The sequence below is a fragment of the Desulfotomaculum defluvii genome, assembly GCF_054657375.1.
In genome coordinates this window covers 69,029-91,579 of the sequence record NZ_BAAHYV010000008.1, presented here as the reverse complement: position 1 = coordinate 91,579, position 22,551 = coordinate 69,029, and the positions used below count along the sequence as shown (strand labels likewise).

32 protein-coding genes are annotated in these 22,551 nt (G+C 44.7%); 9 read left to right on the top strand and 23 right to left on the bottom strand.

Annotation, left to right across the window (positions count from 1 at the left end; all coding sequences use genetic code 11):
- Window positions 1-67 precede the first annotated feature (67 nt).
- Genes ACYQ03_RS15815 through ACYQ03_RS15800 form a run of 4 tightly spaced genes read right to left on the bottom strand, consistent with a single transcriptional unit; the run spans window position 68 to window position 6,269 of the window.
- On the bottom strand, window positions 68-286 hold the full coding sequence (locus ACYQ03_RS15815; protein WP_459910930.1) for a YdbC family protein: 219 nt from the start codon (window positions 284-286) through the stop codon (window positions 68-70).
- Window positions 287-313: 27 nt separating this feature from the next.
- Complete coding sequence (locus tag ACYQ03_RS15810) at window positions 314-3,550, bottom strand: type I restriction endonuclease subunit R (protein WP_459910929.1); 3,237 nt, start codon at window positions 3,548-3,550, stop codon at window positions 314-316.
- 12 nt (window positions 3,551-3,562) lie between these two features.
- Window positions 3,563-4,738, bottom strand: coding sequence for a restriction endonuclease subunit S (locus tag ACYQ03_RS15805; protein ID WP_459910928.1), 1,176 nt, complete (start codon window positions 4,736-4,738; stop codon window positions 3,563-3,565).
- Window positions 4,728-6,269 (bottom strand): class I SAM-dependent DNA methyltransferase, encoded by a 1,542-nt coding sequence (locus ACYQ03_RS15800; RefSeq protein WP_459910927.1) that lies wholly within the window; start codon window positions 6,267-6,269, stop codon window positions 4,728-4,730. The genes ACYQ03_RS15805 and ACYQ03_RS15800 overlap by 11 nt, the downstream gene beginning before the upstream one ends.
- A 507-nt stretch (window positions 6,270-6,776) precedes the next feature.
- Between ACYQ03_RS15800 and ACYQ03_RS15795 the strand changes: the two genes are divergently transcribed.
- The 4 genes from ACYQ03_RS15795 to ACYQ03_RS15780 all read left to right on the top strand — a co-directional run bounded on the left by ACYQ03_RS15795 (window position 6,777) and on the right by ACYQ03_RS15780 (window position 7,990).
- Window positions 6,777-7,004 (top strand): DUF1659 domain-containing protein, encoded by a 228-nt coding sequence (locus tag ACYQ03_RS15795; protein ID WP_459910926.1) that lies wholly within the window; start codon window positions 6,777-6,779, stop codon window positions 7,002-7,004.
- 42 nt (window positions 7,005-7,046) lie between these two features.
- Window positions 7,047-7,268 carry a DUF2922 domain-containing protein gene (locus ACYQ03_RS15790; RefSeq protein ID WP_459910925.1) on the top strand — a complete coding sequence of 74 codons (222 nt, stop codon included), beginning with the start codon at window positions 7,047-7,049 and terminating at the stop codon, window positions 7,266-7,268.
- 159 nt (window positions 7,269-7,427) lie between these two features.
- Window positions 7,428-7,610 (top strand): YvrJ family protein, encoded by a 183-nt coding sequence (locus ACYQ03_RS15785; RefSeq protein WP_459910924.1) that lies wholly within the window; start codon window positions 7,428-7,430, stop codon window positions 7,608-7,610.
- Between the two features lie 2 nt (window positions 7,611-7,612).
- Window positions 7,613-7,990 (top strand): YcbK family protein, encoded by a 378-nt coding sequence (locus tag ACYQ03_RS15780; RefSeq protein ID WP_459910923.1) that lies wholly within the window; start codon window positions 7,613-7,615, stop codon window positions 7,988-7,990.
- 105 nt (window positions 7,991-8,095) lie between these two features.
- On the opposite strand, the gene ACYQ03_RS15775 is transcribed toward ACYQ03_RS15780, so the two are convergent.
- The 6 genes from ACYQ03_RS15775 to ACYQ03_RS15750 form a co-directional block, all read right to left on the bottom strand.
- Window positions 8,096-8,293, bottom strand: a complete 198-nt coding sequence (locus ACYQ03_RS15775; RefSeq protein ID WP_459910922.1) for a hypothetical protein — start codon at window positions 8,291-8,293, stop codon at window positions 8,096-8,098.
- The gene (locus ACYQ03_RS15770) at window positions 8,290-8,445 is read right to left on the bottom strand and encodes a hypothetical protein (protein WP_459910921.1); all 156 of its coding nucleotides are present in this window, start codon (window positions 8,443-8,445) and stop codon (window positions 8,290-8,292) included. The genes ACYQ03_RS15775 and ACYQ03_RS15770 overlap by 4 nt, the downstream gene beginning before the upstream one ends.
- Window positions 8,446-8,471: 26 nt before the next feature.
- A complete protein-coding gene (locus tag ACYQ03_RS15765) occupies window positions 8,472-8,786 on the bottom strand; it encodes a hypothetical protein (RefSeq protein WP_459910920.1) in 315 nt (104 codons plus the stop codon).
- Complete coding sequence (locus ACYQ03_RS15760; protein WP_459910919.1) at window positions 8,787-9,044, bottom strand: hypothetical protein; 258 nt, start codon at window positions 9,042-9,044, stop codon at window positions 8,787-8,789.
- Complete coding sequence (locus ACYQ03_RS15755) at window positions 9,037-9,240, bottom strand: LexA family protein (protein ID WP_459910918.1); 204 nt, start codon at window positions 9,238-9,240, stop codon at window positions 9,037-9,039. The genes ACYQ03_RS15760 and ACYQ03_RS15755 overlap by 8 nt, the downstream gene beginning before the upstream one ends.
- A gap of 410 nt (window positions 9,241-9,650) precedes the next feature.
- The gene (locus tag ACYQ03_RS15750) at window positions 9,651-9,863 is read right to left on the bottom strand and encodes a hypothetical protein (RefSeq protein WP_459910917.1); all 213 of its coding nucleotides are present in this window, start codon (window positions 9,861-9,863) and stop codon (window positions 9,651-9,653) included.
- A 118-nt stretch (window positions 9,864-9,981) separates the two neighbouring features.
- Between ACYQ03_RS15750 and ACYQ03_RS15745 the strand changes: the two genes are divergently transcribed.
- The 5 genes from ACYQ03_RS15745 (at window position 9,982) to ACYQ03_RS15725 (ending at window position 14,361) form a co-directional block, all read left to right on the top strand.
- On the top strand, window positions 9,982-10,299 hold the full coding sequence (locus ACYQ03_RS15745) for an SWIM zinc finger family protein (RefSeq protein ID WP_459910916.1): 318 nt from the start codon (window positions 9,982-9,984) through the stop codon (window positions 10,297-10,299).
- A 1,161-nt stretch (window positions 10,300-11,460) separates the two neighbouring features.
- Complete coding sequence (locus ACYQ03_RS15740; RefSeq protein ID WP_459910915.1) at window positions 11,461-12,432, top strand: hypothetical protein; 972 nt, start codon at window positions 11,461-11,463, stop codon at window positions 12,430-12,432.
- A gap of 46 nt (window positions 12,433-12,478) precedes the next feature.
- Window positions 12,479-13,033 (top strand): hypothetical protein, encoded by a 555-nt coding sequence (locus tag ACYQ03_RS15735; protein WP_459910914.1) that lies wholly within the window; start codon window positions 12,479-12,481, stop codon window positions 13,031-13,033.
- Between the two features lie 239 nt (window positions 13,034-13,272).
- Window positions 13,273-13,836 (top strand): hypothetical protein, encoded by a 564-nt coding sequence (locus ACYQ03_RS15730; RefSeq protein WP_459910913.1) that lies wholly within the window; start codon window positions 13,273-13,275, stop codon window positions 13,834-13,836.
- A gap of 366 nt (window positions 13,837-14,202) precedes the next feature.
- Window positions 14,203-14,361, top strand: coding sequence for a DUF5316 family protein (locus ACYQ03_RS15725; RefSeq protein ID WP_459910912.1), 159 nt, complete (start codon window positions 14,203-14,205; stop codon window positions 14,359-14,361).
- Window positions 14,362-14,561: 200 nt separating this feature from the next.
- Here the strand turns inward: ACYQ03_RS15725 and ACYQ03_RS15720 are convergent, their stop codons facing one another.
- The 13 genes from ACYQ03_RS15720 to ACYQ03_RS15660 form a co-directional block, all read right to left on the bottom strand.
- Window positions 14,562-14,831, bottom strand: coding sequence for a hypothetical protein (locus tag ACYQ03_RS15720; RefSeq protein WP_459910911.1), 270 nt, complete (start codon window positions 14,829-14,831; stop codon window positions 14,562-14,564).
- Window positions 14,831-15,196, bottom strand: coding sequence for a hypothetical protein (locus tag ACYQ03_RS15715; RefSeq protein ID WP_459910910.1), 366 nt, complete (start codon window positions 15,194-15,196; stop codon window positions 14,831-14,833). The genes ACYQ03_RS15720 and ACYQ03_RS15715 overlap by 1 nt, the downstream gene beginning before the upstream one ends.
- A gap of 31 nt (window positions 15,197-15,227) precedes the next feature.
- Window positions 15,228-15,590, bottom strand: coding sequence for a RusA family crossover junction endodeoxyribonuclease (locus ACYQ03_RS15710; RefSeq protein ID WP_459910909.1), 363 nt, complete (start codon window positions 15,588-15,590; stop codon window positions 15,228-15,230).
- Window positions 15,591-15,602: 12 nt separating this feature from the next.
- Window positions 15,603-16,361, bottom strand: a complete 759-nt coding sequence (locus ACYQ03_RS15705) for an ATP-binding protein (protein ID WP_459910908.1) — start codon at window positions 16,359-16,361, stop codon at window positions 15,603-15,605.
- Window positions 16,291-17,238 (bottom strand): replication protein, encoded by a 948-nt coding sequence (locus ACYQ03_RS15700; protein ID WP_459910907.1) that lies wholly within the window; start codon window positions 17,236-17,238, stop codon window positions 16,291-16,293. The genes ACYQ03_RS15705 and ACYQ03_RS15700 overlap by 71 nt, the downstream gene beginning before the upstream one ends.
- 105 nt (window positions 17,239-17,343) lie before the next feature.
- Entirely contained in the window at window positions 17,344-19,302 is a 1,959-nt protein-coding gene (locus tag ACYQ03_RS15695) for an AAA family ATPase (protein ID WP_459910906.1), read from the bottom strand.
- Between the two features lie 75 nt (window positions 19,303-19,377).
- Window positions 19,378-19,596: a hypothetical protein gene (locus ACYQ03_RS15690; protein ID WP_459910905.1), complete on the bottom strand. Its 219-nt coding sequence runs from the start codon at window positions 19,594-19,596 to the stop codon at window positions 19,378-19,380.
- Entirely contained in the window at window positions 19,597-20,580 is a 984-nt protein-coding gene (locus ACYQ03_RS15685; RefSeq protein ID WP_459910904.1) for an ATP-binding protein, read from the bottom strand.
- A complete protein-coding gene (locus ACYQ03_RS15680; protein ID WP_459910903.1) occupies window positions 20,481-21,104 on the bottom strand; it encodes a helix-turn-helix domain-containing protein in 624 nt (207 codons plus the stop codon). The genes ACYQ03_RS15685 and ACYQ03_RS15680 overlap by 100 nt, the downstream gene beginning before the upstream one ends.
- 186 nt (window positions 21,105-21,290) lie before the next feature.
- Window positions 21,291-21,626 (bottom strand): hypothetical protein, encoded by a 336-nt coding sequence (locus ACYQ03_RS15675; RefSeq protein WP_459910902.1) that lies wholly within the window; start codon window positions 21,624-21,626, stop codon window positions 21,291-21,293.
- A gap of 20 nt (window positions 21,627-21,646) precedes the next feature.
- Complete coding sequence (locus tag ACYQ03_RS15670) at window positions 21,647-21,952, bottom strand: helix-turn-helix domain-containing protein (protein ID WP_459910901.1); 306 nt, start codon at window positions 21,950-21,952, stop codon at window positions 21,647-21,649.
- 2 nt (window positions 21,953-21,954) lie between these two features.
- Window positions 21,955-22,098, bottom strand: a complete 144-nt coding sequence (locus ACYQ03_RS15665; protein ID WP_459910900.1) for a Com family DNA-binding transcriptional regulator — start codon at window positions 22,096-22,098, stop codon at window positions 21,955-21,957.
- 40 nt (window positions 22,099-22,138) lie between these two features.
- Entirely contained in the window at window positions 22,139-22,420 is a 282-nt protein-coding gene (locus ACYQ03_RS15660; RefSeq protein WP_459910899.1) for a hypothetical protein, read from the bottom strand.
- Window positions 22,421-22,551: the final 131 nt, after the last annotated feature.

Below are 22,551 nucleotides of genomic sequence, written 5' to 3'. Positions count from 1 at the left end.
CTTCCACTGAGGCTAAAAAACAGTGGCTCGGGTTTGCTTTTCCCGAGCCACATTATAAGAAATCCATTTACTTCAATTCTTCCAGCAGCTTTTTCAGTTCCTTGACCTCAACTTCTGAAAGGGTTACTCCCTTTCCCATCTTTTCATGATCCGGAGACCACTCACGAATGTCGTATTTAGGGGGCTTATCATTCCAGCTAATAAGATTTAATTCCTTTTGCCAGCCCTTGCTGCCTTCCGATAGGACACCAAGGGTTTTGATTATTTCGAATTTGAATTCTGCCATTTAACTATGCCCCTTCTTTATCTGTCTTTATATACCCACCGCACACATCAGCTCGGCTTGTTTGATTACTGTTTCCACTGCTTGGGCTTGTTTATCCGGAGGGTATTTGTATTTTTTCAGCAGGCGTTTGATAGTTACACGCATCTGCGCCCTGACACTTTCTCTCTTTTCCCAATCGATGGTTAGATTTCTTTTGATCGCTTTGGTCAGTTCTCTGGCTATTTGCTTTAGGACTTCGTCACCCATGATTTTCACTGCTGCATCATTGACACCCAGTGCATCATAGAAGGCTATTTCATCTTCAGAGAGGCCAAGGTTTTGCCCTTCCTGGTACGCTTTGCTCATGGCTTTGGCCAGTTCAATTAGTTCCAGGATTACCTGGGTGGTTTCGATGGCCCTATTCTGGTATTTTTTGATAGCGTTTTCTAGCATTTCTGAAAACTTTTGTGATTTGATTAGGTTCCTACTGGCTATGGATCTGACCTTGCCGTTTAACAAACGCTTCAGCAGTTCCACGGCTATGTTCTTTTGTTTAAGGCCTCTCACTTCCTCCAAAAATTCGTCTGAGAGAATGGAGATGTCGGGCCGATCCATGCCCAGTGAGCCCAGAATATCCACCACTTCCTCGGAGATGATGGATTTGGAGACAAGTTGATTAACTGCGGCATCTAGTTGATCCTGGGTCTTTTTGGGCTTATCTATACTAATAAGTTTGTTGATCCCTGCTTTGATGGACTTAAAGAAGCCAATCTCTATATTAATGGCCTCGGCCTCCGGTGTGGTGCTGCAGAGAGAGTAAGCCTGGGCCAGTTCGATGACATGCTGCAGGAAGGATTTCTTCCGTTCTTCCTCCAGGGACAGTACATAGTCCACCGCTGCAGCAAGGGTTTTCATCTTTTCGGTGGGCTTGCCGGTGAGGAAGGGCTGGTAGTCAAAGTCGTTTAAGATATCCTTAACCACTTCATATTTCTCCAGCATGATAGCTATAGCCTCGTATGTGTCAATACCGGTGGTGCGGCGGTCGCTATCCGTGTACTGAGCCAGGGCTATTTTTAAGAATTCGGCAATGCCGATATAATCTACCACCAGACCACCAGGTTTATCCCGGAATACTCTATTGACCCGGGCAATGGCCTGCATCAGGTTATGGCCCTTCATGGGTTTATCTATATACATGGTGTTCATGGCGGGCACATCAAAGCCGGTGAGCCACATGTCACGAACAATGACTATTTGCAGCGGGTCGTTGTTGTCCTTCATTCTTTTGGCCAGCAAATCCCGGCGTTTTTTACCGCCAATGTGCTGCTGCCAATGTTCCGGGTCGCTGGCGGAGCCAGTCATAACTATTTTGATTTTGCCCATGTTATCATCCGCATCGTGCCAATCCGGGCGGAGTTTAATGATTTCCTCAAACAGGTCCACAGCAATGCGGCGGGACATGACTACAATCATAGCCTTGCCGAAACTGGCCTCAGCCCTGGTTTCATAGTGTTTCACGATATCCCGGGCGATCAGTTTCAGGCGTTTTTCAGCCCCCACCACTGCTTCCAGTCGGGCCCATTTGCTCTTGAGCCTGTCTTTGGTGCTCTCTTCCTGATTCTCTGCAATATCTTCAAACTCATGATCCAGTCTTGGCCGCTCACCTTCAGGTAAGTCTATTTTAGCGATGCGGCTTTCGTAATAAATGCGGACGGTGGCTCCGTCCATCACTGCCCTGGTCATGTCGTAAATGTCTATATAATCTCCGAACACTGCAGGCGTATTACGGTCGGTGGCCTCCACCGGGGTACCGGTAAAGCCTATATAGGAGGCGTTGGGCAGGGCATCCCTGAGATATTTGGCATAGCCATATTTAATTATTGCTTCCTGGTAATCCTGGGTACTGCCATCTGCTGCTACCAGTTGGCCTGAATTTGCTGTTTGTAAACTGTACCCACCCTCAAGGGAACTCTCCGCCGCCAGCAGCAGCCCTTTCTTCCCTGCTTTGCCAGACTTAGCCTCACTAATTTTTACTACATCAGCCTTAAAACCATACTGACTGCGGTGGGCTTCATCGGCAATAACAACGACGTTGCGTCGGTCGGTCAGAACCGGGTGGCTGTCGCCCCGCTCCTCGGGTGCGAACTTTTGAATAGTGGTAAAGATAATGCCGCCGGACTCCACCTTTAGTAACTCTCGCAGATGTCCTCTGTTCTCAGCCTGCTGGGGTGTCTGGCGCAGCAGCTCGTGGGACAGGCTGAAGGTATTGAATAACTGATCGTCCAAATCGTTGCGGTCGGTGATGACTACGATGGTGGGGTTTTCTAGGGTAAGAACCAGCTTGCCGGTGTAAAAGACCATTGTAAAGCTCTTGCCGCTGCCCTGGGTATGCCAGACCACGCCAATCTTGCGGTCGCCCCTTGCAGAGGTGGCACGAATAGTGCCTTCTATTGCCTTATTAACGGCATGTACCTGATGGTAGGCCGCCAGGATTTTGCTGGTTTTGCTGCCATCGGTTTGGAAGAGGATAAAGTGACGCAGGATATCCAAAAACCTCTCCCGATTAAACATACCCTTAATTAATACTTCCAGTTGGGGCAGGGCCTCCGGGGCCAGTTCACCGTCATCCATTGTCCGCCAGAGGGTGAACCACTCTTCGTTGGCAGTCAGGGTTCCCACCCGGGCATTCAGTCCATCGCTGGTGACCAGCAGCTCGTTGTATGTAAATAAGGAAGGAATTTGCTTTTTATAGGTTTGCAGTTGGTTATAGGCCTTACTGATGGTGGCTTCCTCATTGGTAGCATTTTTTAGTTCAAAGACTGCCAATGGCAGACCGTTGACAAAGACCACCACATCGGGACGGCGGGTTTTGTTGTTTTCAATGATGGTGAACTGGTTGACTGCCAACCAGTCGTTTCTCTCCGGTCGGGCAAAATCAAACAGCCAGACCTTGTCTGTCTTGATGCTGCCGTCGGGACGGCGTACTTCCACATCTACCCCATCGGTGATCATTTTGTGAAAGGCTCGGTTGTTGATGATGGGGTCCGGGCTTTGAGTGATGGTGATCTTGCGAACAGCTTCGTCTATGGCGGCAGCGGGCAGGTGGGAATTGATGATACCCAGGGCATCCCTCAGACGCTCCACCAGCACCACCTCGGCATAGTCCCGTCGTTCGGGGGTAGGCCCGTCCGGTGCCAGATCGGGGCCAAAACGCAGTTCATAGCCCTGTTCTTCCAGCCAGGATAAAGCCGCCTGTTCCAGTTCTTCCTCGGTAAAGATGGACATATTTTCACCTCCCTAGGGTTCGGGGGTTACACGTATTTCGCCTGACATTAGTTTAGGTAGTAGGGTGTCGCGGAGTTGGGCTAGGGTTTCATTTTCTAATTCATTGGATCTTATTCTCTGGAACAAGGGTTTTATCAATTTGTCAAAACCATCCAATACCTTTTTCTCAGGTACTACAACAGAAAAATTATGCACATGATTTCTGTTTAATGTGGGAACAGCTGAACCAGCATTATACTGTTGCAATGCTATAGTCTTTAAAAAATGGTATGCATGAAGTGGGTTTGAATTTTTATATTCTTTGATCCATAGTGTGGTATTTAGAGGCCAATAATCCTCTTGAATATAAAAAACATTTCCAAGCACACCACTTCGTCCAGTAACTACGCCCGGCCCCTTAACCATGTATTGATCATGGTTACCGTTAGGGCCACTTGCACTAATCACCTTGTATACTCCAGGATTTCTCTTCTTGTAAGGCAAATCAAACCCTCTCTGAAGAATAAATAAGTCACTTAGTATTCCGACTTTCCATCCCTTTGGTATCTTTCCTAACTCACTGTCAATAAACTCTCCATCCTGAAAGGGTGCAAAATCAATAAACCAGCTTTTAAAAATGGCTTGAGCCATTTCTTCCAGGGTTTTGTTCATTTGGTTGTTGAGTTGGATATTATTGTCAAGTGCTGAAAGAATATCAGCTATAGCTTTCTGTTCACTCAATGGAAAATTAATAATTTTAAATTTCAACATATGGCAAATCTTTATATTAGGCTGTGTTGATGTTCCTCCAGATATTTGGTAGATAAAACTTTTGAAATCGTTTGAAGACAAGGCATAGAAAACATATTTGGGGTTATAACTATTTTCATCAACTTGCAAACAAATCAATCCGTTGTTATACAAACTGTTTAAGTCTTTATCAATAAACTTGATAACCCCAATGGTATTGCCAGTCCGTGCTATTAGAATATTATTTTTTTTTAGAAGGAACTTACTTCTAACATCTTCTGTTGCCTCTGTAAAACCCCATTCTTTAAATGGTTTATTATTCGAAATATCGCCTATTCTTAGACATCTTAGATCAGTGTCGTAGTTTACGATTGGGGCCCGCTTGATTGCATCAGCACCAGTATTAGCTTTTATAATTACTTTTTCTAAAGTTACAGTATCTACTTCCTTAGAACCCATAGCCAATACCCCCAAGGCGTTGACGTATCTCCTGCTCTAATTCCCTGGATTTAGCAAACTGTTCCGCCAGTTGTTCTGTTAATCGAGCCATCTTCTCTTCAAAGGGTTCGCCATCTTCCTCTACTTCTTCTATACCAACATACCGGCCCGGAGTAAGTACATAGTCGTACTCTCTAATTTCCTCAATAGTTGCAGACTTGCAGAAGCCAGCTATATCTTCATAAGTTCCCCTACTTGGGGCACCTCGCCAGGCGTAGTAGGTGTCAGCAATGCGCTGGATTTCCTCGTCGGTCAGTTCCCGGTGGGTACGGTCCACCATCACTCCCAGTTTGCGGGCATCAATAAAGAGCACCTGCCCTCTGCGATCTCTGCCGCCGGGCTGTATCTTATTTCTGGTAACAAACCATAGACATACGGGAATACCGGTGGTGTAGAAAAGCTGGCCAGGCATGGCCACCATGCAGTCCACCCTATCTGCTTCCACAAGGTTTTTACGGATTTCTCCCTCACCAGAGGTATTGGAACTCATGGACCCGTTGGCCAGAACAAAACCGGCAATGCCCTTGGGAGATAGATGGTGTATAAAGTGCTGAATCCAGGCATAGTTCGCGTTGCCCACCGGAGGGACGCCGTATTTCCAGCGAACATCTTCCCTTAGCCGCTCGCCGCCCCAGTCACTGATATTAAAGGGGGGGTTGGCCAAAATATAGTCTGCCTTTAAGTCCTTATGTAAATCGTTATGGAAACTATCTGCGTAATGGGGGCCGATAGTGCCATCAATACCCCTGATGGCCAGGTTCATTTTGCATAGCCGCCAGGTGGTGGGGTTGGACTCCTGGCCGTAGACTGCAATATCTCCAATTTTGCCCTGGTGGCTTTCCACAAACTTTTCACTCTGCACGAACATGCCGCCGGAGCCACAGCAGGGGTCATAAATACGTCCTTTATAGGGCTCAATCATTGCCACCAGCAGTTTTACCACCGATTGGGGTGTATAGAATTCGCCGCCGCCCTTGCCCTCAGCACTGGCAAAGCGGCCTAGAAAATATTCATAAACCCGTCCCAGAATATCCTGGGAACGGCTTTCCTTATCTCCAACTTGAATGGAACCCACTAAATCCACCAGTTCACCCAGCCGCTGCTTGTCCAGGGTGGCCCTAGCATAGTCCTTGGGCAGTACCCCTTTGAGGGTCTGGTTATCCTTTTCGATTGCCACCATTGCATCGTCAATTAATTGACCGATGATTGGCTGCTTAGCATTATTTTGAATGTTTTTCCAACGGGCTTCCTGAGGCACCCAGAACACATTGAGAGCCAGGTATTCATCCCTATCTTCCGGGTCGGCATATTCATCCGCAGCCAGGGTTTGATAAGCCTCTTCGAAGGAGTCCGATATGTATTTTAAAAATAGTAAACCCAGCACCACATGTTTGTATTCTGCCGGGTCCATGTTGTTTCTCATTTTGTCTGCGGCATTCCACAGCTTTTCTTCAAAGCCGATATTACCGCCGTTTGTACTTCCATTGGCCATACGCTAATCCCCTTTTTGTTATTCGATAAATTGTTTAGTTTCTTACTCCTATTCTTACACATTCTCTTTTAATTAAATCATACCCCTAGATGGTGTAACTAGTAAACATTGTTTCTTGCTTCTTTTTGTCTGGGGGTAAAGGCTAGGGTTTATTCCCCCCCTTTACATAAGTTTCGTGAATTCCTTACAGAGATTTGCTTTGTTTACGTCAATTCTATTACTAATATAAAATTTCAACCAATCTCGTATAAGTCCTTTTGTAAAATGATATTGGTTAGTTAGACCATCATCACATAGCTGGTACAACAAAACATATGACTATACCTCAAATATACTACTCTCCACAGGGCTATATAATTTTAAGTTTGACAATATATAACTAATTATCATATAATAACCTTAGCCGGTACAAGGATTTGTGCCGGCTTTTTCTTTTATAGCGGGCTCTTGTACCGGCAGGAGCCCGCGCGCGAGGGTATCCTACTATGAAAATAAGGAGGAATACCAATGGCTCTTACTGCTGAAATCTTTGGTAAATCATTAAGGATGCGCTGCCAGACTGGTGTTGATGGTCAGGGTTCGCCAGTAATTAAGGTTTTTACTTTTAAGGCAAAGGCAGATGCCCTTGATGCTGACATCTTTGCTGTGGCTAATTCTATCAATACCCTGCAGGCTGCTACTTTAGTTAATGTTTATAAGCAAGAAGATCACGAGCTGCAGGACGATGGTCTATAGAGGTTTTTGAAATCGTTAAATCTAAAATAGGAGGGAATCTGAATGGACGGTACTTTGGAGTTAGTTTTTGTTAACCAGGCCGGTTCAAAGGTTACTCTGCGTGTGTCTAATTGCCGAGAAGATCTAACCGTTGAAGATGTTAAAACTGTCATGCAAAGCATCATTGACAAGAATATTTTTACCAGTACTGGTGGCGATCTGGTTGGCTATGCTGGTGCCCGTGTTGTAACCCGCAGTGTTACTGAACTGGAGCTTTTTGCTTAAGCTAGTAGGTTGACTGGTTAGAGGGGGTGGAGGTTATTCCACCCCCTTTTTATTGGCAGATCAGAAAGTATTAAACTTTCTGACCTGCATAAGGGCAAACTAGCTTCTGCCTGCGTCTAAAGACTTGGCCGTAGCTGGTTTTTCTAAGGAGGTGCATATATGGAGGAACTCTTTAAGATGATCAGCAATTATGGTTTTCCAGTGGTTGTGGCGGGTTATCTGCTGATTCGCCTGGAGCCGATCATTAAAGACCTGCAGCGGAGTATTGACATGCAAACATTAATCATTGCCAAGTATATGGATGTTGATATTGAAGAAATACGTGAGATAAAGAAGGTGTAATGATGGGTAGTACTTTAGCCAGGGCCGGGGTGAAATTAGCCCCTCATTTTGAGGAAAGGGAGTTTGCCTGCCGCTGCTGCGGCATGGTCAATGTAAGTATGGAGCTGGTGACCAAACTGGAGGAAATGCGTCAGGCTATTGGTAAACCGATTATAGTTACCTCTGGCTACCGCTGTCCGCTGCATAATCGGGCAGTGGGCGGAGCAATAAATTCATATCATATTAGGGGTTTAGCTGCTGACATTAAGGTTGCTGGCTGCACAGCAGAGCAGCTTGCTGCACTGGCTGTCCGCTTTGGTTTTGATGGTATCGGTATTTATAGGAAAGGAAATTTTATTCATGTGGATGTTAGGGGTTACCGGGCCCGCTGGGAAGGATAAGTTTTATATCTATATATAGAAACAGTTGTTTAAAACGTAAAAATCCCCTGGCCTTGTCAGTCAGGGGTAATTTTTATGGTAATTTATTAGGACATTCTTCCTTAGCTATTTATCACTTATCTCTTCTCCCAGGCTTTGCAGCAAGTCCACCCTCCAAAGCTGGAGATATTGGAGTTCATGCAGCTTTCGGACCAAACGCTGCTCCTCTCTTTTACTGGTGGACTGCTCTATCTGTTCAATAAGGTTACTTATCACAGGTATGGTTGCTTGCATATCCTCCCTTAGTTCCTGTGGAGTTTTCATAGATTACTCCACCCCCAGATCATAAATAAATACCCGGCCATAGTCCCAACAATAATTTGCAGCCATTGGGGAGCATAGCAGCGGTTGAGAATGGCTACGATACAGGCTACTTCACCAAGTGTAAGCAGGTTGGCGATAATCATGTATTCCATTTCCATCACTCATTCACAGGATATTCCTAAATCCTTTCTTCAAATTCCCCACAGGCCATCAAATGCTGACCACCTTTACCCAGCAGAGACTCTAATTTCTCTTTGCCCAGCAATAGGATAAGGTCCATTATTTCTATGTTGGCTGGTACTCTTTTGTGCCTTTTTTGATAGGCTTTAACCTCTACCAAGCACACTTTTCTTGTCTCATGATGCCCAACCACTTCGACGTAATATTTGCATTCCTGGCAGGAGTTTTTGAACTTTTCACTGGTGGCAGGCATAATCATCTTTCTTGAATAGAGGTGGTTATTGGCGTAATAGTTTCTGATTTTGCTATCCATTTAGTCCCAGACCCTTTCCAGCAGCCATTGGTCTCTTTCTTGTACTAGGTCGCAGTCTAAGTTTCCATCTGTATAACATCTATAACGATCTCTATAGGGGTCCAAGCCCATATTCCGATACCATTGCCAGTCCCGGGGTGATATTTGATAGGGATAGCCTCTTTCTATTAGGTACCATTTGTTTTTCCACCGGAAGCTAAAGGGCTGACCATCGGGACCTGGGTTGACTTCAACCGGTTGCTTGTAAAGTTTACACATGGCTAACCACCCTGATGGTACGGGGTTGGGTGGGTTCCCATTGGATTTTACCCTGATCCTTTAGCTTGTAAAGTCGTTTTTGGATAGAACTGCTTGACCTAAGCCCAACGGCTTTGCCAAGTTCCCTCACAGATGGGGGGTAACCCCTTTCACTAAGTTCCTTAAGGGTAATAATAATTTGTTCATCGGTAATCATCTAAACACCACCGTACATTTGTTTGGTTGAATTATAGCAAACATATGTACGGGCAGCAAGGTAAATATATTTCCATTTGCTTAGAATATTGTTGTATTGCCAACGCTATTACATATTTTTACTGGTTTTGGCACCCTGCTTCTACCCTGTATTAATGGATAGCACAACTACCAGCAGCCCACTTATGGGTCTGGCTTTGCAGGTCGGTCTGCTGATAGTTGTGCCTCTGATCAAAGCAAAACAGTCCAGGTCGGCCAGATACCGGCAGCAGGGTTCGAAAGATTATCCATATTCATCCACTTCACACCCTCGCTCCCGGTAACTGGCCAGCTTACGGGTCCTTCAACCCCAACTCCCCAACCCCTCGCCCCAATCTTGGGGCCGAAGGGCTTTATACCGGTGTTTCGGTTCTAAGAAGCTGTACTGCCATTTCGCAGCATGAATTTGGGGTCGGCCTCCCCTGTACTTCTCATTATACAGAAGCCTTTGCATCGGCCTGCCCGCAGCGTTGAGTCAGTGATAATTGGTAGTTGAATTCTGCCGCTGTAGGGTCCACCGCTGGCATCCCGGCCAGCGGTGTCCATGGCAGCCGCTGCAATCACTATCCCGTCAAGGGCCGTCAAAAATTTTTCACCCGGTATGCATTCCTTAGGAGTCAACGGGTGAAAAATTTTTGTCTTTCCCCTTGACTGGACAGTGACCGGCTCTGTCTCTTTGAAAATAAAAGGGAGGTTGAAAGGTATGTTAAGAAGGTTATTAGGTAAGGTAGAGGCAGGTAGGTTTGGCCGCGCACTGGCTGGGCTTCAGGCTGGTTGGCGGTTTGAAGTTGGTTATCGCATCTTTACTAAGTCCGGTGTGCAGGTTGGTGGGCAGGTTAGTTACGGCGGAAAGAAGTATGCGGTGCATATCGAAGGTAGGAAGAGTTACTGCAGTTGCAAGGATTACATGAGCCGCAAGGTGCCCTGCAAGCACATCGCCTTTGTGGCCATGGCAGAGCTGGCGCACTATGCAGCAGAGCGCAGCGCACACAGGCAGGTTCAGGAGGTTCGCGGCCTTTAGGAGCTGTGGGCCTCCTGGCCCTTTTTTTGGTCGACCGGAGGGCTGCTGCCCTTACTTAGGTAAAAGGAAGCCTATAGTACCAGCTTCCCTCTGATGGGCCAGACTTTGGGGTCGGGCAGCTGATACTATAGGCTTTATTGAAGTCAAAGAATACAGGTCGGCCAGATACCAAGTCAGCCATTATAGGTATTCCTTATTGGTTTTATGGCTAACTTGGTATCTGGCCAGCTTACGGGTCCTGGACCACCTTCAGCAGCGTGCCGTATTTGAGGCATTCTATGTGGTTCGGCACCCTGCCTCTCCTTGAGGTCTTGGCCTTCGTTCCAGCCACCGAAGTAGATCTTTGGGGTCGGCACAAAGGCCCTTTGGGGTCAGCAGATACCGACAGCGGGGGACGATAGTGTTACTACTATCCTCAACCTTTGACTACCCCCGCCCCGGTGACTGCCAGCTTACGGGTCTTTTGTATGCCGGGCTCTGTGGGTCCTGTGCCTGTCGGCATACTACTAGGCCCCTCTTTTGGGTACATTTTGGGGGCGGGCCTAATAGTTTGCCTGTTCTGGGGTCCGCGCACATCTCTACCGCTCATGCGCGATTGTGGAGGCCTAGCGAGGCCTGGCTTCGGGGGTCATGGGCCGCAAACTTCCTCCCGCTCCGCTATTAAGTGAACTTATGGGGTCGTAGAGCGGGATGAAGATCGCTCGCTGGCCTTCGTGGGTCAACCGTCAGCTGACCTAAAAGGCGGCTGCAGTTTGGCGCGTCTGTTCCTTGGGTTGTCATGTTAGCAATTGCCACTAGCCCCTTGGCCACACTCAGATCTTACACTTCAAATTGAACCCAGTAACAATCTGCATATAACCTGCCGGTGGTAAAGTGGTATATTAATTGTAACGTATACTAGTTGGTAGCCTGGTAGCTAGCCTTCCTCTTTACCATAATGGGCAAAAAAACCATAGTTAAGCGTTCTCCGTCTTATTTATTCTAACTACCCTAAATTAAAGGTTCGGTATATTATTTATTGGTCTGCTGATGTTTTTCTGTTAAGAACCACGCAGGAATATAGAAATGTATTTAGAATAAAAGAAATATCATCAAGGGACTGCATCTATTTAGCATGTAGTCCCTATTATATTTATCTGATTTTTCCTTAGGGGTGAGAATGTGAACTTTTTAGATGTAATCCTTCCTAGCAAAAAGGCAGAAATCGAACAATTAAAGCAACAGGTTAAGGATTTAGAGATACAAAATAAAAATCTAAAGAATAAAAATATCAACTTACAAAACCAATTAGAAATAACCCGTCAAGAAAAATTAGGGTTAATAAAAAAAATCGAAAATTTCGAGAAAACTGATCAGCATTACTATAATACTGCAATTGAATTAATGCTTAGTGATAAATATGAAGAAGCACTTGAGGGGTTCGATGAGTTATTACTTAAATTCCCATCCACAACTCTAAAGATAGATGTACAGAAACGTAAGGAAGAAATTAAGACAAAGATAAATATAATTTATAAAAATGAAGTTGAGAAGTACTTACAATTATTTGAAGAAACAAAAAGATGTGAATACAAGCAAGCTATTTCAAAGCTAACAGCATATCTTGCTGAAAAACATCCTCTAGATTTACTATATAAAGCTAATAAACTACTTGAAATGATACAAGATAAATTGGCATTAACAGAAGCTGAGAAGCAATTTGAAGAGACCTGTGGCATAAAGGTAATATCTGTAGATGCTAGTTGGGTTCTTCTTGAATCAAGTAACTTTTTACAACCACAAATTAATTTTTCTCTAAGGAATAACAGTCAACAAGAAATTCTTAGTTTATCAATTAAAGCCTCATTTGTTGAAGTTGAACGTCAGCAGGTTTTCGGACAAGGAAAAAGTTACCCTATCTCCAGCATAGATATTCCTTTAAAACCAGGTTTATCCATAGATGCAACATTACAATCCGATATGGGATTTCGTATTAATGAAGATACAAATTTGGAAATGTTTACATTTCCTGAATTAGTGGCAGATATTTATTTTGAAATTAAACGTATTGATCTTAACTATCTTGGCTATCCGAAAGAATTTTTCTATAAAAAGATCTCTATTAAAAACAGGTTTATTAGGAAGACTGCATAATTTACAGTATATAAAATATGTGTTATGTTTTGGAGGTATATATACAATGTTAGATAAGCTTAATCAAGCATTCAATAACTTAAAGAACGAATGCGAGAAAGGAATCTTCAACCCAATCCTAGAGGACGATTTCGTTGCCCGCATATATCACCACTTACTCACAGATAACAAGGAATTACTTAACAAATTATTTGTAAAGACAAGAATATTAAAGGATATAGAAGTGTTACCAAGTAACAACAAATATGACTTAGTTATTGGTGAACGAGTCTCAACTAACGGGACCGTATATGTAAAACCTTGTCTTGTTGCAGAGTTTAAGATTTTCCCAGAAGGGTTTAGCCCACAGCAAAGAAGTAAGCGTCGGGATCATGTTATTGAAGATATTAATAAACTTAATGCTGTAAATAAAGCCTTTAATAAACCTTGTGTTTACGTTATATGTCTTTTTGATGCTGTGGGTTGGCTTTTGGGTTATAACCAAAATGATGAAAAACGAAGGTTACAACGGTTTATTGAATACAGAGATAAAGTAAACACTAGTATAAAAATAATTGGAGTGATAGCAGTGGATAGTAACAATATGGTTTTTATGGTCTAATTATCCCTCAACCACGCAGTTGCGCCTGACATGTCATGTTAACACCTTGGGCTACTACTCAGGACTTACACTTCAACTTTCCCCAGTACAGAAGTACTTCATTTGGGTACATAATGTCAGTTGAACTATACCTTATCACAATATTGAAGATTCTCTTATACTTTTTATGTTACCTATTATTTCCAAAAGCAAAAGAATACCTTAGATTTTATTAAAAAGAGTTACAAGGAGGTAATTAAATGAAAGCAAATAAAAATATCCTATTGTTTCTAATTTTATTTGTCATAATAATCTCTCTTTTTGGTTGTTCAACGAAGATCGATGCCCAAACTGAGAAGGATCAACTTAAAGACATATCGTATGAGTTGGGGAGGATAATCTCATATGAGATCAATTTAATGAATGTTTATGAAAAAGACATAAAGTCATACGCAAATAAAACTGAAACAGATAAGATACAATTAAAAAATGAGATTCTTCAAGCTTTAATGGTAAATGAAAAGAACTTAGACATCATGAGTAAAAAAGTAGCTAAATCAACTCTTAATAATATGGAGAATCAAGAAATTTTTAATGATGTACAAATAATATACGATCTAAGCAAGCAGTTTCATAAGAGTTTTAAGGAATGGTTAATGCACGATTTCGATCTTAATTATGGCCAAGAATATCTTTTTCCGGGTGTAATTAAAGCAATGGAGATTTTTGAAAGACAGTTAGCAGAAGAAGAACGTCATATGGAAGAGTTAAATGATCAGCTTGAAAAAGAAATTCAGAATAACATCGAAAGAAAGGGTTATTAACTATCATAAAAGTGAAATTATAGATTTAGCAGGCAAAAAACCATGGCCCTAGAGTATTCCAAGGGTGTGTAAATAATTTTGTGTAAATGGAAATTTATTTAATTGGCTGATGCTTATTAGGGGTAGACTATTTAATGACTCTTATCTGTTGGGGATATAAGGAAATGCTAAGGAGCATCCCTCCCGAAGTGCCCAACAGAGTTCTGATGGAGATAGCTGAGGATATTATCCCAGCTTTTTTCTTTTTAAGGAAGGGATTATATTGTTATCTTTTGGTTCGGGAGTCTTACTTTAGCAGTAGTTTGGTTAATTGCTTTTTTTCTTGGGGATTGGTCATTAGTTTCTGACTGTTCAGCGCTTATTTGATTGGTTGCTTTTCTTACTTCTGGTTTACTATCAGTGGCTTTTATAAGTGGTGATAGAGTAAGAGCAAATTGGGCTAACGAAGATAGTGAAGAAAGAAGCATTCGCAATGCTTGGGCTTCAAAGCTCTTCTTATTTGGAGTTCCAAATCTGGGTCTATAATTTTACAGTTTATCAAATAATATTTCATGATCGAGTACGCCACTTTTAGCTAATGCACACCACCGTTCATATTACCGGTTGGCTGTTGCTTCTGCTACTACCTTTCTGAGTAGGACAAGTGATATAAAAAGACCCCTCTGAGGAGGGGTTGTGTATAATAACATTTCTTACTGTGTCTGCTGAAATCCAGCATTTATCCACTACTCACCAAAAGGAAATTGTATCACCTTGGCCGCATCTCGTTCAGCTTGCTTCCTTCGTGCCAAAATTTCCTTTAGTGCTTGTCTGCCGGATTCAGTTAATCCCTTGCTTACCTCTACACTAATCGAAGGGGCCACCAAAAAAAGTTCGTTTAATGCTTCGTACTGCTTGGCAAATTCCAGCATATTTCGTTCTTCATAGAAGTGCTTAGCTATATTGACAGCGTTCACAATATTCATAAATTCATCTGTGGTTAATTTAATCTCCACTAAAAACTCCACTCCTTTGCAACCCTATCCGGTGGCACCGGTTCGGGTTCACCTTCAATCAACTGAAAGAGACCGTCATCTTCTTGATCTTCCTGGTCCTGTTCATGGTTGATTGATTCAGAAGTTGACTTAACCAGGGATAGATGCTTTTCGTCATTGACACATTCAGTTAAGCTCACCTGTACCGGGGTAATTAGTACCATCACCGGCTCATTGGGCTTAAATTGTTTCAATTCCAACAGATTTTCATCGGTCAGTTCAATATCATCCAGGATAAGCCGAATGGCTTGGGCCCAGCCGTCCGATAGGGTACGGTTGGCGATTTCAATTTTCTTGATACGTGCTTTGAAGTCCGCTTGTCTCATAGGGTGTTTCCTCCTACATTTTATCATAAAATTAACAAAATCTTAGGGGTAGTGCCTTGATGGTCACTTCTGATCGCTCGGGAATACCTTTGCGTACCATAAGTTTGGCCTTTAGTTCTACCACTTGCCGGTCATCCTGATAGGCAATACCGTTCATGCCATCACTGACAGCCTTGACGTAGTTGTCCAAATCCCCTGGCCGGGAGTTTAGGAAGAAGGTGACTTCCAGGGCCACCGGACCAGCGTAGGGCCTACGGAAAACAGTATAGGCTGCTGCTGCCACTCTTTTCTCGTACTCCCGGCAGTTTTTGGGGGTATAGACAATACCGTTTTTACCCAGGCGGGGTCTTTGCTTGGGAACCGGTCGGCCTGGTATTGTAAAACATACCTTCATGGTTTCACCTTCTTACTGCAGCCGGAAGTTATGTTCTGCGCCCTCGACAATAACTGTATGTCCTTTGCCACGCTCAAGGATGCGGGAAGCGATGGCTTTGTCCAGCTCCAGCAGCATATAGTCTAAACGCTCACTGCTGATGATGGTGGGCAGCAGATTAAGGTAGCGGTAGTTGATTACCTCAAAGACCAGCTCCAGCACCCAATCGGTGGGCCTTTCCCGCCCTTTGAAGAGGTCGTCCCAGATTAAAACCGGGACCTGCTTCATTTCCTCTACCTTACTGTTGATATTGGCTTCGCTCCTCTGCTGAAAAAATTTCAGCAGCTCCTTGATCCCCTCCACATGGGGGAAATATAAAACTGGCATCTGTTTGGCCAGGAGGATATTGGCAACCGCCATACTTAAATGGGTTTTGCCGCAGCCGGACTCACCTAGATATACCAACCAGTTGTTTTCTGTTAGACGGATCTGTTCAAATCTTGCGGCATAGTCTTTGGCACACTGGGCCATGGCCTGGATCACTGGCGGTTGGTTTTTTAGTGTAAAGTTTTCCAAGGTTTTAGCCCGGAAGGCAGGGGTAATTTGGGAGCTTGCCAGCATCCGCTCCAGTTTTCTTTGCTGCTGACAGGGACAAATTTCCGCCAGGCTATTGCTTACCAGCACTATACCCCGGTCCTGGCATTTAGCGCATTTGAAGGTATTAGCCGCCCTTCCAGAGGAATTTACTTCGGTCGAGGGTGGTAGTTTGATGGCGTTGGCTATGGGTTCCACTTAGCGAACCTCCTTTTCTTTCGCTGACTAAGCGACGCATAATACCAGCGGTGTAATCCTCATGTTTGCCCTGGTATTTGCGCATGTGAATCTCTATGGCTTCGATGACAATCCCCACAGGAAACCGTTCCCAATAGCTCATTTCCTTTGCGACGATGGAGGGTGGTATAGTCCGGCCTGTATGTGCCTGGACAATCATTTGCCAGTAATGCCGGATCGTTTCCGTCTGCCTGTTGTTATATCTGGGAAACCGCGTCAGGATGTCTTCGATTGTGGTTGGGGGGGTAGGGGGGGTATATATATTTTCTTTAATTTCTTTACCTTTTCTTTCGGCAGCCCCTGGGACCTTGCCATCACTGGGCTGCGGGGTTTGTTCGGTTACTGTTTTGGTAACCTGCTGGTTACTGTTTTGGTAACTTTCTGTTACTGTTTTGGTAACTCCCGGGTTACTGTTTTGGTAACCGTCTGTTACTGTTTCAGTAACTTTCAGAGCAGTGGATTCACCCTTAAAGTTACTGTTTTGGTAACTATCCAGGTTCCTTTTGATCAATGCTTTAAACCGCTTTTGGTTGGCATTTCTAACTAAACTTACCCGCCACTCTTCATAATTTTTGTTCAATGCTACCTGTTCCCCCTGAATACTAAGAACCTTGGTCTGGACTAAATAGTCCAGTTCCTTGCTAACGTGTGTTTTGTAAACCCCCACCAATTCAAAGTCAATCGGCCTGAGTATGGCAGCTTTTTTGCCGCAGCCATAGCTCAGCCGGATGACCAGGTCAATAATGTTCCGCTGCCTCTTGCTAAAGTCAGTTTGCATGATGGCATTGTATAGTTCATTAGATATTCTAGTAAATTCATTTGGTTGTGGATTGGCCAAAGGATTGTCCTCCTTTTGGCTTTACTCTATTTAAGATTTATTTAAACTGAACACCCCGCCACCTAAAACACCGGTAAAGGTATGGTGGCGGGATTATTCAGTTGTCTACATTTCCTTCACTTTGCCTTCCTCTACCCAAAACATCTTCACTCCCGGCAGGTTGGGGTTCTGCGGCTGTACATCGCCTATGGTGGTGCAGACCAGTATCTGATCATACTCTTCGGTCAGATCCAGCAGCAGGCCGGTGAGTAAATCACGGTTTTCCTGATCCAGCATGTCAGCTTCATCAATGGCCAAAAACCTTAGCCCGGCCCTTGCACTGAGAGCTTCACTGATGGCAATGCCCACCCGCAGCTGTTCTGATTTAGATAGTAGTTTGAGTGGTAGAAGTGGGCCACCGTTGGCCCGACAGAGGATATCTTCGGCCAGGGAAATCTGGTAAGCACCATCGGTTAATCTGGCCAGGCAGTCATTGACCCGGCCAAGGAAATCACCCAATATCCCGGCTAATAACTTCTTGCGCAACCCCTCCGGCCCTAGGGCTTTGACCAGGGTTTCCATATCAGTTATCTCAGCTGTTAAAAGCTTTACCTCATCCTTTAACATATGCCAGCGCTGGGTCAGTTTAGCTGCTTCTTTAATTTGGTCCACTTCAGCTTCCACTGTTTGAATTTCTTTATCTAAATGGGAAATTTGCTCGTCCAAGTATTCTGTATAATCCAAATCAGTACTGGGCAGGTTGGCTAATTCTTGTTCTAGGGATGCCTTATCAGCGGTGAATTGATCAAGGAGCACCCTTTGGGTTTTAATTTCACCCTGTAGTAAGGCATACTGTTTAGCTCTTGTCTGGTTTTCCTGCTGCTTTTTCTCCAGTGCCGCCAGTTCATCAGCTGTCTCCTGGGTCCAGACCTCAATACGTGTTAGTTCCTCTTTAGCTGCATTTTGTTCCTGGGAGATATTTGCCAGGATTTTTTCCACCTGCCTGGCGGTCAAAGCGCATTGAATAACACCAGGGGCTAAAGGACAGCGTCTATCAGCAGCCACTAGGGCCTGGGCTGCTTCGGTTAGGGTTTGCAGCCGGTTTTCCACAGCACTGGCCTGGTTGCGGTGGGCATTCATACGGGTGCGCAGTGTATTGATTTGGTCTGTCAGGGATAACTCAACAGGTTCCCCCATTTCCTTAATTTTAGCCACCAGCTCTGTGCCCTTCGCCCTGACCCCGGCAATCTTTTCTTCCATTGCCTGTATACTGCTTTGTAACTTCTCTCGCCGTGTCTGTACATCCCTACCGCTGCTCTGTTTAAGTAGCTCATCCCGTCTGGAACGTAACTTTTCCAAGGTATCTTTTATTTCCGGTAAGCGGTCAGTTCCTGGCCTTTGACCCAGGCCCTGGATGGTCATAGCAAGATCTTCCAGGGCAGCTTCAGTGCGCTGTTTATCTTTTTTCAAGTCTTTACGCAGTTCCTTTGCCCGTTTTTCCATAACTTCCAGCACTTCTGGTCCACCGGTCAGATTAGCAGGATACCAGGCTTTGGCTTGATCGGCCAGCTTTGCGGCAGTTTCCTCCGCATGATCATGACTCATTAGCCAACTAGTAAGCTGCTGGGCCACCAGTTCTGAGGTAAAGTTAAGTCCATAGGCTGAAAACAGGAACGATCGTTGTTCCGCCTGACTTAGGGAGAGAAAGGCTGAGGAATTTAGGGCAATGCGCAGGTTTTCTTCATCTGTTTGTAGATGATTCAAGATGGCTGCCTGACCTTCGTTAACCCCTGCCATTTTTCCCACCTGCAGGGAATGTGGAGGCATGGTCCGCACAATGCCTCCCATTCCCTCGACTTCCAGAGCCACTGAGGCTTGCTTTTCTCCCTGACGCACAAGATCCGCCGCCCCACGACCGGCCTTGTCTGTCCACATACATTTACCTGTGAGGCCCCACTCGATGGCAGCTAAGATCGAAGTTTTGCCGGCATTGTTATGTCCCACAAAGAAATTCAGCTTGTCTAAAGCCAGGCTGCTTTGCTGATGGTTACGAAAACTTGCTAGGTTTAGCATATTGATTTTCATTGGCTAACCCTCCATAATAGGATTTGAGATATTTTAGTTGCCGCCCAGCAAGGGGTTCTTGCTAGGCGGTTCTTTTTAATTTCTTTGGTTCTCTACCGCTAGACGATAAAGGATTTTAAGTTCGGCTAGGGCCGTATCTATTTCGCTAACTTTTTGATCCCGCTTGCTTGGGTCATTCCTAAATACCTGACGCCGCATAACCCGTTCTTTTTCCAGGGTTTGCATTACTGTTTTGAAGGAAGCGGCAGCCAGTTCTCTGCTGTCCCGGGGAAACAAGCTGTGTTCCTTATACACCTAAAACAGCCTCCTTCTCCCACTGCCCTGGCTGGCCGCTCTGGTTACCGGTGGGGCCATTTGGTCAAGTCCATTCCAAAAGGGGTCATCATCGGTCTGGTTTGCATTGTTTGTATTTTGGTTGGGCCTTTGTTTGGTCACTGGTTTTGGACGACTATGTTGATTTTCCTTACCTTTGCCCTGACTATTTACTTTGGATTTATCCTGCAGGGCATCCCAATCCTGAGTTCCTGGGGCTGGGATAGGTTCAGTGGGAGGGAAATCTATTACTTCTGCGGTTGGCCTGTGAGCTGTTGGTTGACTTACTCCTGCTTCCAGCCAGGATAAGAGTTTTTTACCGATGTCCGGGCTTGGCTTGAATACCTGTCCATCAAATAATGAGGTTCTATCTTTGGAACTGCTGGCCAAATGTGATAAGTCCAAATCCAAAAACACGGTAAATTCATACTCCATGCCATCCCTCTGGATAGGGTTCATGCCCACCTTTTTAATCACTGTTTTACCATTTTCGGTGGTCTGGATGTGATCCATCTTAGAGCGCAGGGTAGCTATAATGTGGCATTTGCTTTGCAGCAATGCATCTACCAGCTCATTGTGCCTTGGAGTCACCTGCCGCCAAGCGGACCAGGAGTTACCGCTTTTATCAGCCACATGGCCCTGAATATCTAAGACACCACCGGTACCAGCCCATGCATGAGTCAAACTGTCAATGATGATAATGTCATAGCCTGCAGCCTCAGCTGCCCTGATGGCCTCCACGTATTTTTCCGGTAGAAAGGGCGCTTCAAGGGTGCAGACATCGTACTCACCCAGGTGGGAGTACAACTCGCCGGAACCCCGCTCGGTATCAATCATAGCCACCCGACCTCCGAGGCCAAAGGCAATTAACAGGGCTGAATAGGTTTTTCCGGCACCGGCTGGTCCGGCCAGGGCCAGACGTAATTTAGCTCTTTTTCGTTGGGCCCGTTGAAATTGTACTGACATGTGCTTTCCTCCTTTACAAATGCCACTTTTTCTTTGGGGGCAACATATAACTTTTCTTTGGCAGCCCATAGCTTTAAGTTTTCAATGGCCTGCTCTAACACTAGAAAACTTTCCAATATATCCTTAAATTGTTCAGCTTCATTTTCTGGAATATTACCGGTACAGGCCATCTCCACAAGTCTGTCCATTTTGGATCTGGCCTGCTCCAGGGAGATAAGAAGTGATAAAACCACTGCGGCAATATCTTTATCCATTGCTCCGGGCCAAAGTATCCTACCAATGGGACACATTTGTGAGCAGTATCTGTGAGGTAAGTCCGGTTGGTCGTATATTTCTGCAAGCAGCAATACTCTTTCCGGAGGCGGGAAACTATGTCCATTTTCGTAACGGGACAGGGTTTTCGGGTCCGAAAAGGCTCTTTGTGCCGCCGCTTCCAGGGATAATCCAGTCTTTTTTCTGGCATCTTTTAACATTGCTACACCTCGATTTATATGATGCAATAGTAATAGAACTACTTTCCCCATCACCCCGGTCAGTTCCGGAGCTGTCCGGGGTCCATCCCCACTCCGTCATTATTGGCTACTTAACTAGGATTAATCTTCTTACTACCTTCTTGAATTGACGGCAGGCTACCAATAAATCTCTGGCCTTCATGACACGACTGATATAAATAACCCGCACTTTGTTACCTCCTCCCTTCACTGAAATCCTTATCTCATGTAGCGAATCTTCAAGGCCTCCAGAGCAACGCAGTTGTTTTCTTCATCTAAGCTATGAAACACATCGCCAATGTTGGCCTTAAAAGAGGTGTAGTTAAATAAAACAGAGGCCAACTTGACCAGGGCCCTTTCCCCAGTGGACCAAGGACGGGATGCCCTTAGTAAAGCCGGGAAGTTGATCTCGTAGGGTGCAACAAAATCAGTGACGTCTTTGTAGTCTAAGGCTGATAGGAGATAGAGAGCCGCTGAGTATTCAGTGCTGTTGCCGCCCTTTGTTTTAGCCATCAGGGTTTGGTACTTTTTTTGGTGGCGGATATCCCTAAACAATGGGTTTCCAGCTCCTTTCCTTAGCCTGCCGTTGTTATTTCATCCTGAGTTCCAGCCCATGCCAATAACTCTTGTGTCCGGAATAATTTCCGCTTTCCCACCGTAAAGTACGGGATCTTTTCTTGCTTAACCAATTCATACACCATCCATAAAGATATCCGCAGTAGTATTGCTGTTTCCTTTGCGTTAATCACAGGCGGCACTTTATCAATGACCAGTTCATCTGCTATCTTCGGAACTGGTGCTTTAGGTTTGGGAAGTTTACTCCCGCACTCAGGGCAGAATTTAGAACCTTCCAGGACTTCTACCCCGCACTTGCATTTCACGATTACACCTCCCTACTCTTAAAGATTCGGTTATTGATTTTTTTACACTTTGGGCATTTGATGGATATCTCCAACTGCCCAGAAATTTTAAACTTCATAAGTAAACGATTACAATATTGGCAGCGGAGTTCCGTTATAGGAATCACCCCCCGTGCGTGGACACTTGTTTTAGGGTCAGCCTACTGATTAGATGGTACCAGTAGGTCTTCTTATAAGCTCACCATTACGCACTCGTAACGACTCAGCTAAAAAAAATAGATCTTCAAACTTCATATTGGTAAATGCCTTTAATGCACCTGCAACAAACTCCTTGCCCGGGTCATTATGGCGTGGGTCTTCATCGGCAAGCCTTGCACGCCACAATTGAGTGGTTGATATACCCATAGCTGCAGCAAGTTCTAGGTCACTTTTATACTTAGCTTTGGCTGCTTCATTAAACTCAGCCACCCTGAGTTTTATTACGGCCATTTGCACACCCCCCTTACGTCCTTGTAACAAAATAATATCATGTATATTACGCAGGCGCAAGGGGCAAAATAGAATAATTTTCCGTCCTCGTAATAGTTACGCAGATGATAAATAACTTCTATAATAGTTTA

Bases quoted from the DNA above. Each gene is read 5' to 3' on its own strand.
- ACYQ03_RS15755 (WP_459910918.1), bottom strand. From the start codon at position 9,240: ATGATTACCGATGAACAAATTATTATTACCCTTAAGGAACTTAGTGAA.
- ACYQ03_RS15780 (WP_459910923.1), top strand. From the start codon at position 7,613: ATGGGTAGTACTTTAGCCAGGGCCGGGGTGAAATTAGCCCCTCATTTT.
- ACYQ03_RS15660 (WP_459910899.1), bottom strand. From the start codon at position 22,420: ATGGCCGTAATAAAACTCAGGGTGGCTGAGTTTAATGAAGCAGCCAAA.
- ACYQ03_RS15680 (WP_459910903.1), bottom strand. From the start codon at position 21,104: ATGGGGAAAGTAGTTCTATTACTATTGCATCATATAAATCGAGGTGTA.
- ACYQ03_RS15685 (WP_459910904.1), bottom strand. From the start codon at position 20,580: ATGTCAGTACAATTTCAACGGGCCCAACGAAAAAGAGCTAAATTACGT.
- ACYQ03_RS15805 (WP_459910928.1), bottom strand. From the start codon at position 4,738: ATGGGTTCTAAGGAAGTAGATACTGTAACTTTAGAAAAAGTAATTATA.
- ACYQ03_RS15815 (WP_459910930.1), bottom strand. From the start codon at position 286: ATGGCAGAATTCAAATTCGAAATAATCAAAACCCTTGGTGTCCTATCG.
- ACYQ03_RS15765 (WP_459910920.1), bottom strand. From the start codon at position 8,786: ATGGATAGCAAAATCAGAAACTATTACGCCAATAACCACCTCTATTCA.
- ACYQ03_RS15770 (WP_459910921.1), bottom strand. From the start codon at position 8,445: ATGGAATACATGATTATCGCCAACCTGCTTACACTTGGTGAAGTAGCC.
- ACYQ03_RS15810 (WP_459910929.1), bottom strand. From the start codon at position 3,550: ATGTCCATCTTTACCGAGGAAGAACTGGAACAGGCGGCTTTATCCTGG.
- ACYQ03_RS15800 (WP_459910927.1), bottom strand. From the start codon at position 6,269: ATGGCCAATGGAAGTACAAACGGCGGTAATATCGGCTTTGAAGAAAAG.
- ACYQ03_RS15730 (WP_459910913.1), top strand. From the start codon at position 13,273: ATGAAAGCAAATAAAAATATCCTATTGTTTCTAATTTTATTTGTCATA.
- ACYQ03_RS15745 (WP_459910916.1), top strand. From the start codon at position 9,982: ATGTTAAGAAGGTTATTAGGTAAGGTAGAGGCAGGTAGGTTTGGCCGC.
- ACYQ03_RS15775 (WP_459910922.1), bottom strand. From the start codon at position 8,293: ATGAAAACTCCACAGGAACTAAGGGAGGATATGCAAGCAACCATACCT.
- ACYQ03_RS15735 (WP_459910914.1), top strand. From the start codon at position 12,479: ATGTTAGATAAGCTTAATCAAGCATTCAATAACTTAAAGAACGAATGC.
- ACYQ03_RS15710 (WP_459910909.1), bottom strand. From the start codon at position 15,590: ATGAAGGTATGTTTTACAATACCAGGCCGACCGGTTCCCAAGCAAAGA.
- ACYQ03_RS15795 (WP_459910926.1), top strand. From the start codon at position 6,777: ATGGCTCTTACTGCTGAAATCTTTGGTAAATCATTAAGGATGCGCTGC.
- ACYQ03_RS15790 (WP_459910925.1), top strand. From the start codon at position 7,047: ATGGACGGTACTTTGGAGTTAGTTTTTGTTAACCAGGCCGGTTCAAAG.
- ACYQ03_RS15785 (WP_459910924.1), top strand. From the start codon at position 7,428: ATGGAGGAACTCTTTAAGATGATCAGCAATTATGGTTTTCCAGTGGTT.
- ACYQ03_RS15715 (WP_459910910.1), bottom strand. From the start codon at position 15,196: ATGAGACAAGCGGACTTCAAAGCACGTATCAAGAAAATTGAAATCGCC.
- ACYQ03_RS15695 (WP_459910906.1), bottom strand. From the start codon at position 19,302: ATGAAAATCAATATGCTAAACCTAGCAAGTTTTCGTAACCATCAGCAA.
- ACYQ03_RS15760 (WP_459910919.1), bottom strand. From the start codon at position 9,044: ATGTGTAAACTTTACAAGCAACCGGTTGAAGTCAACCCAGGTCCCGAT.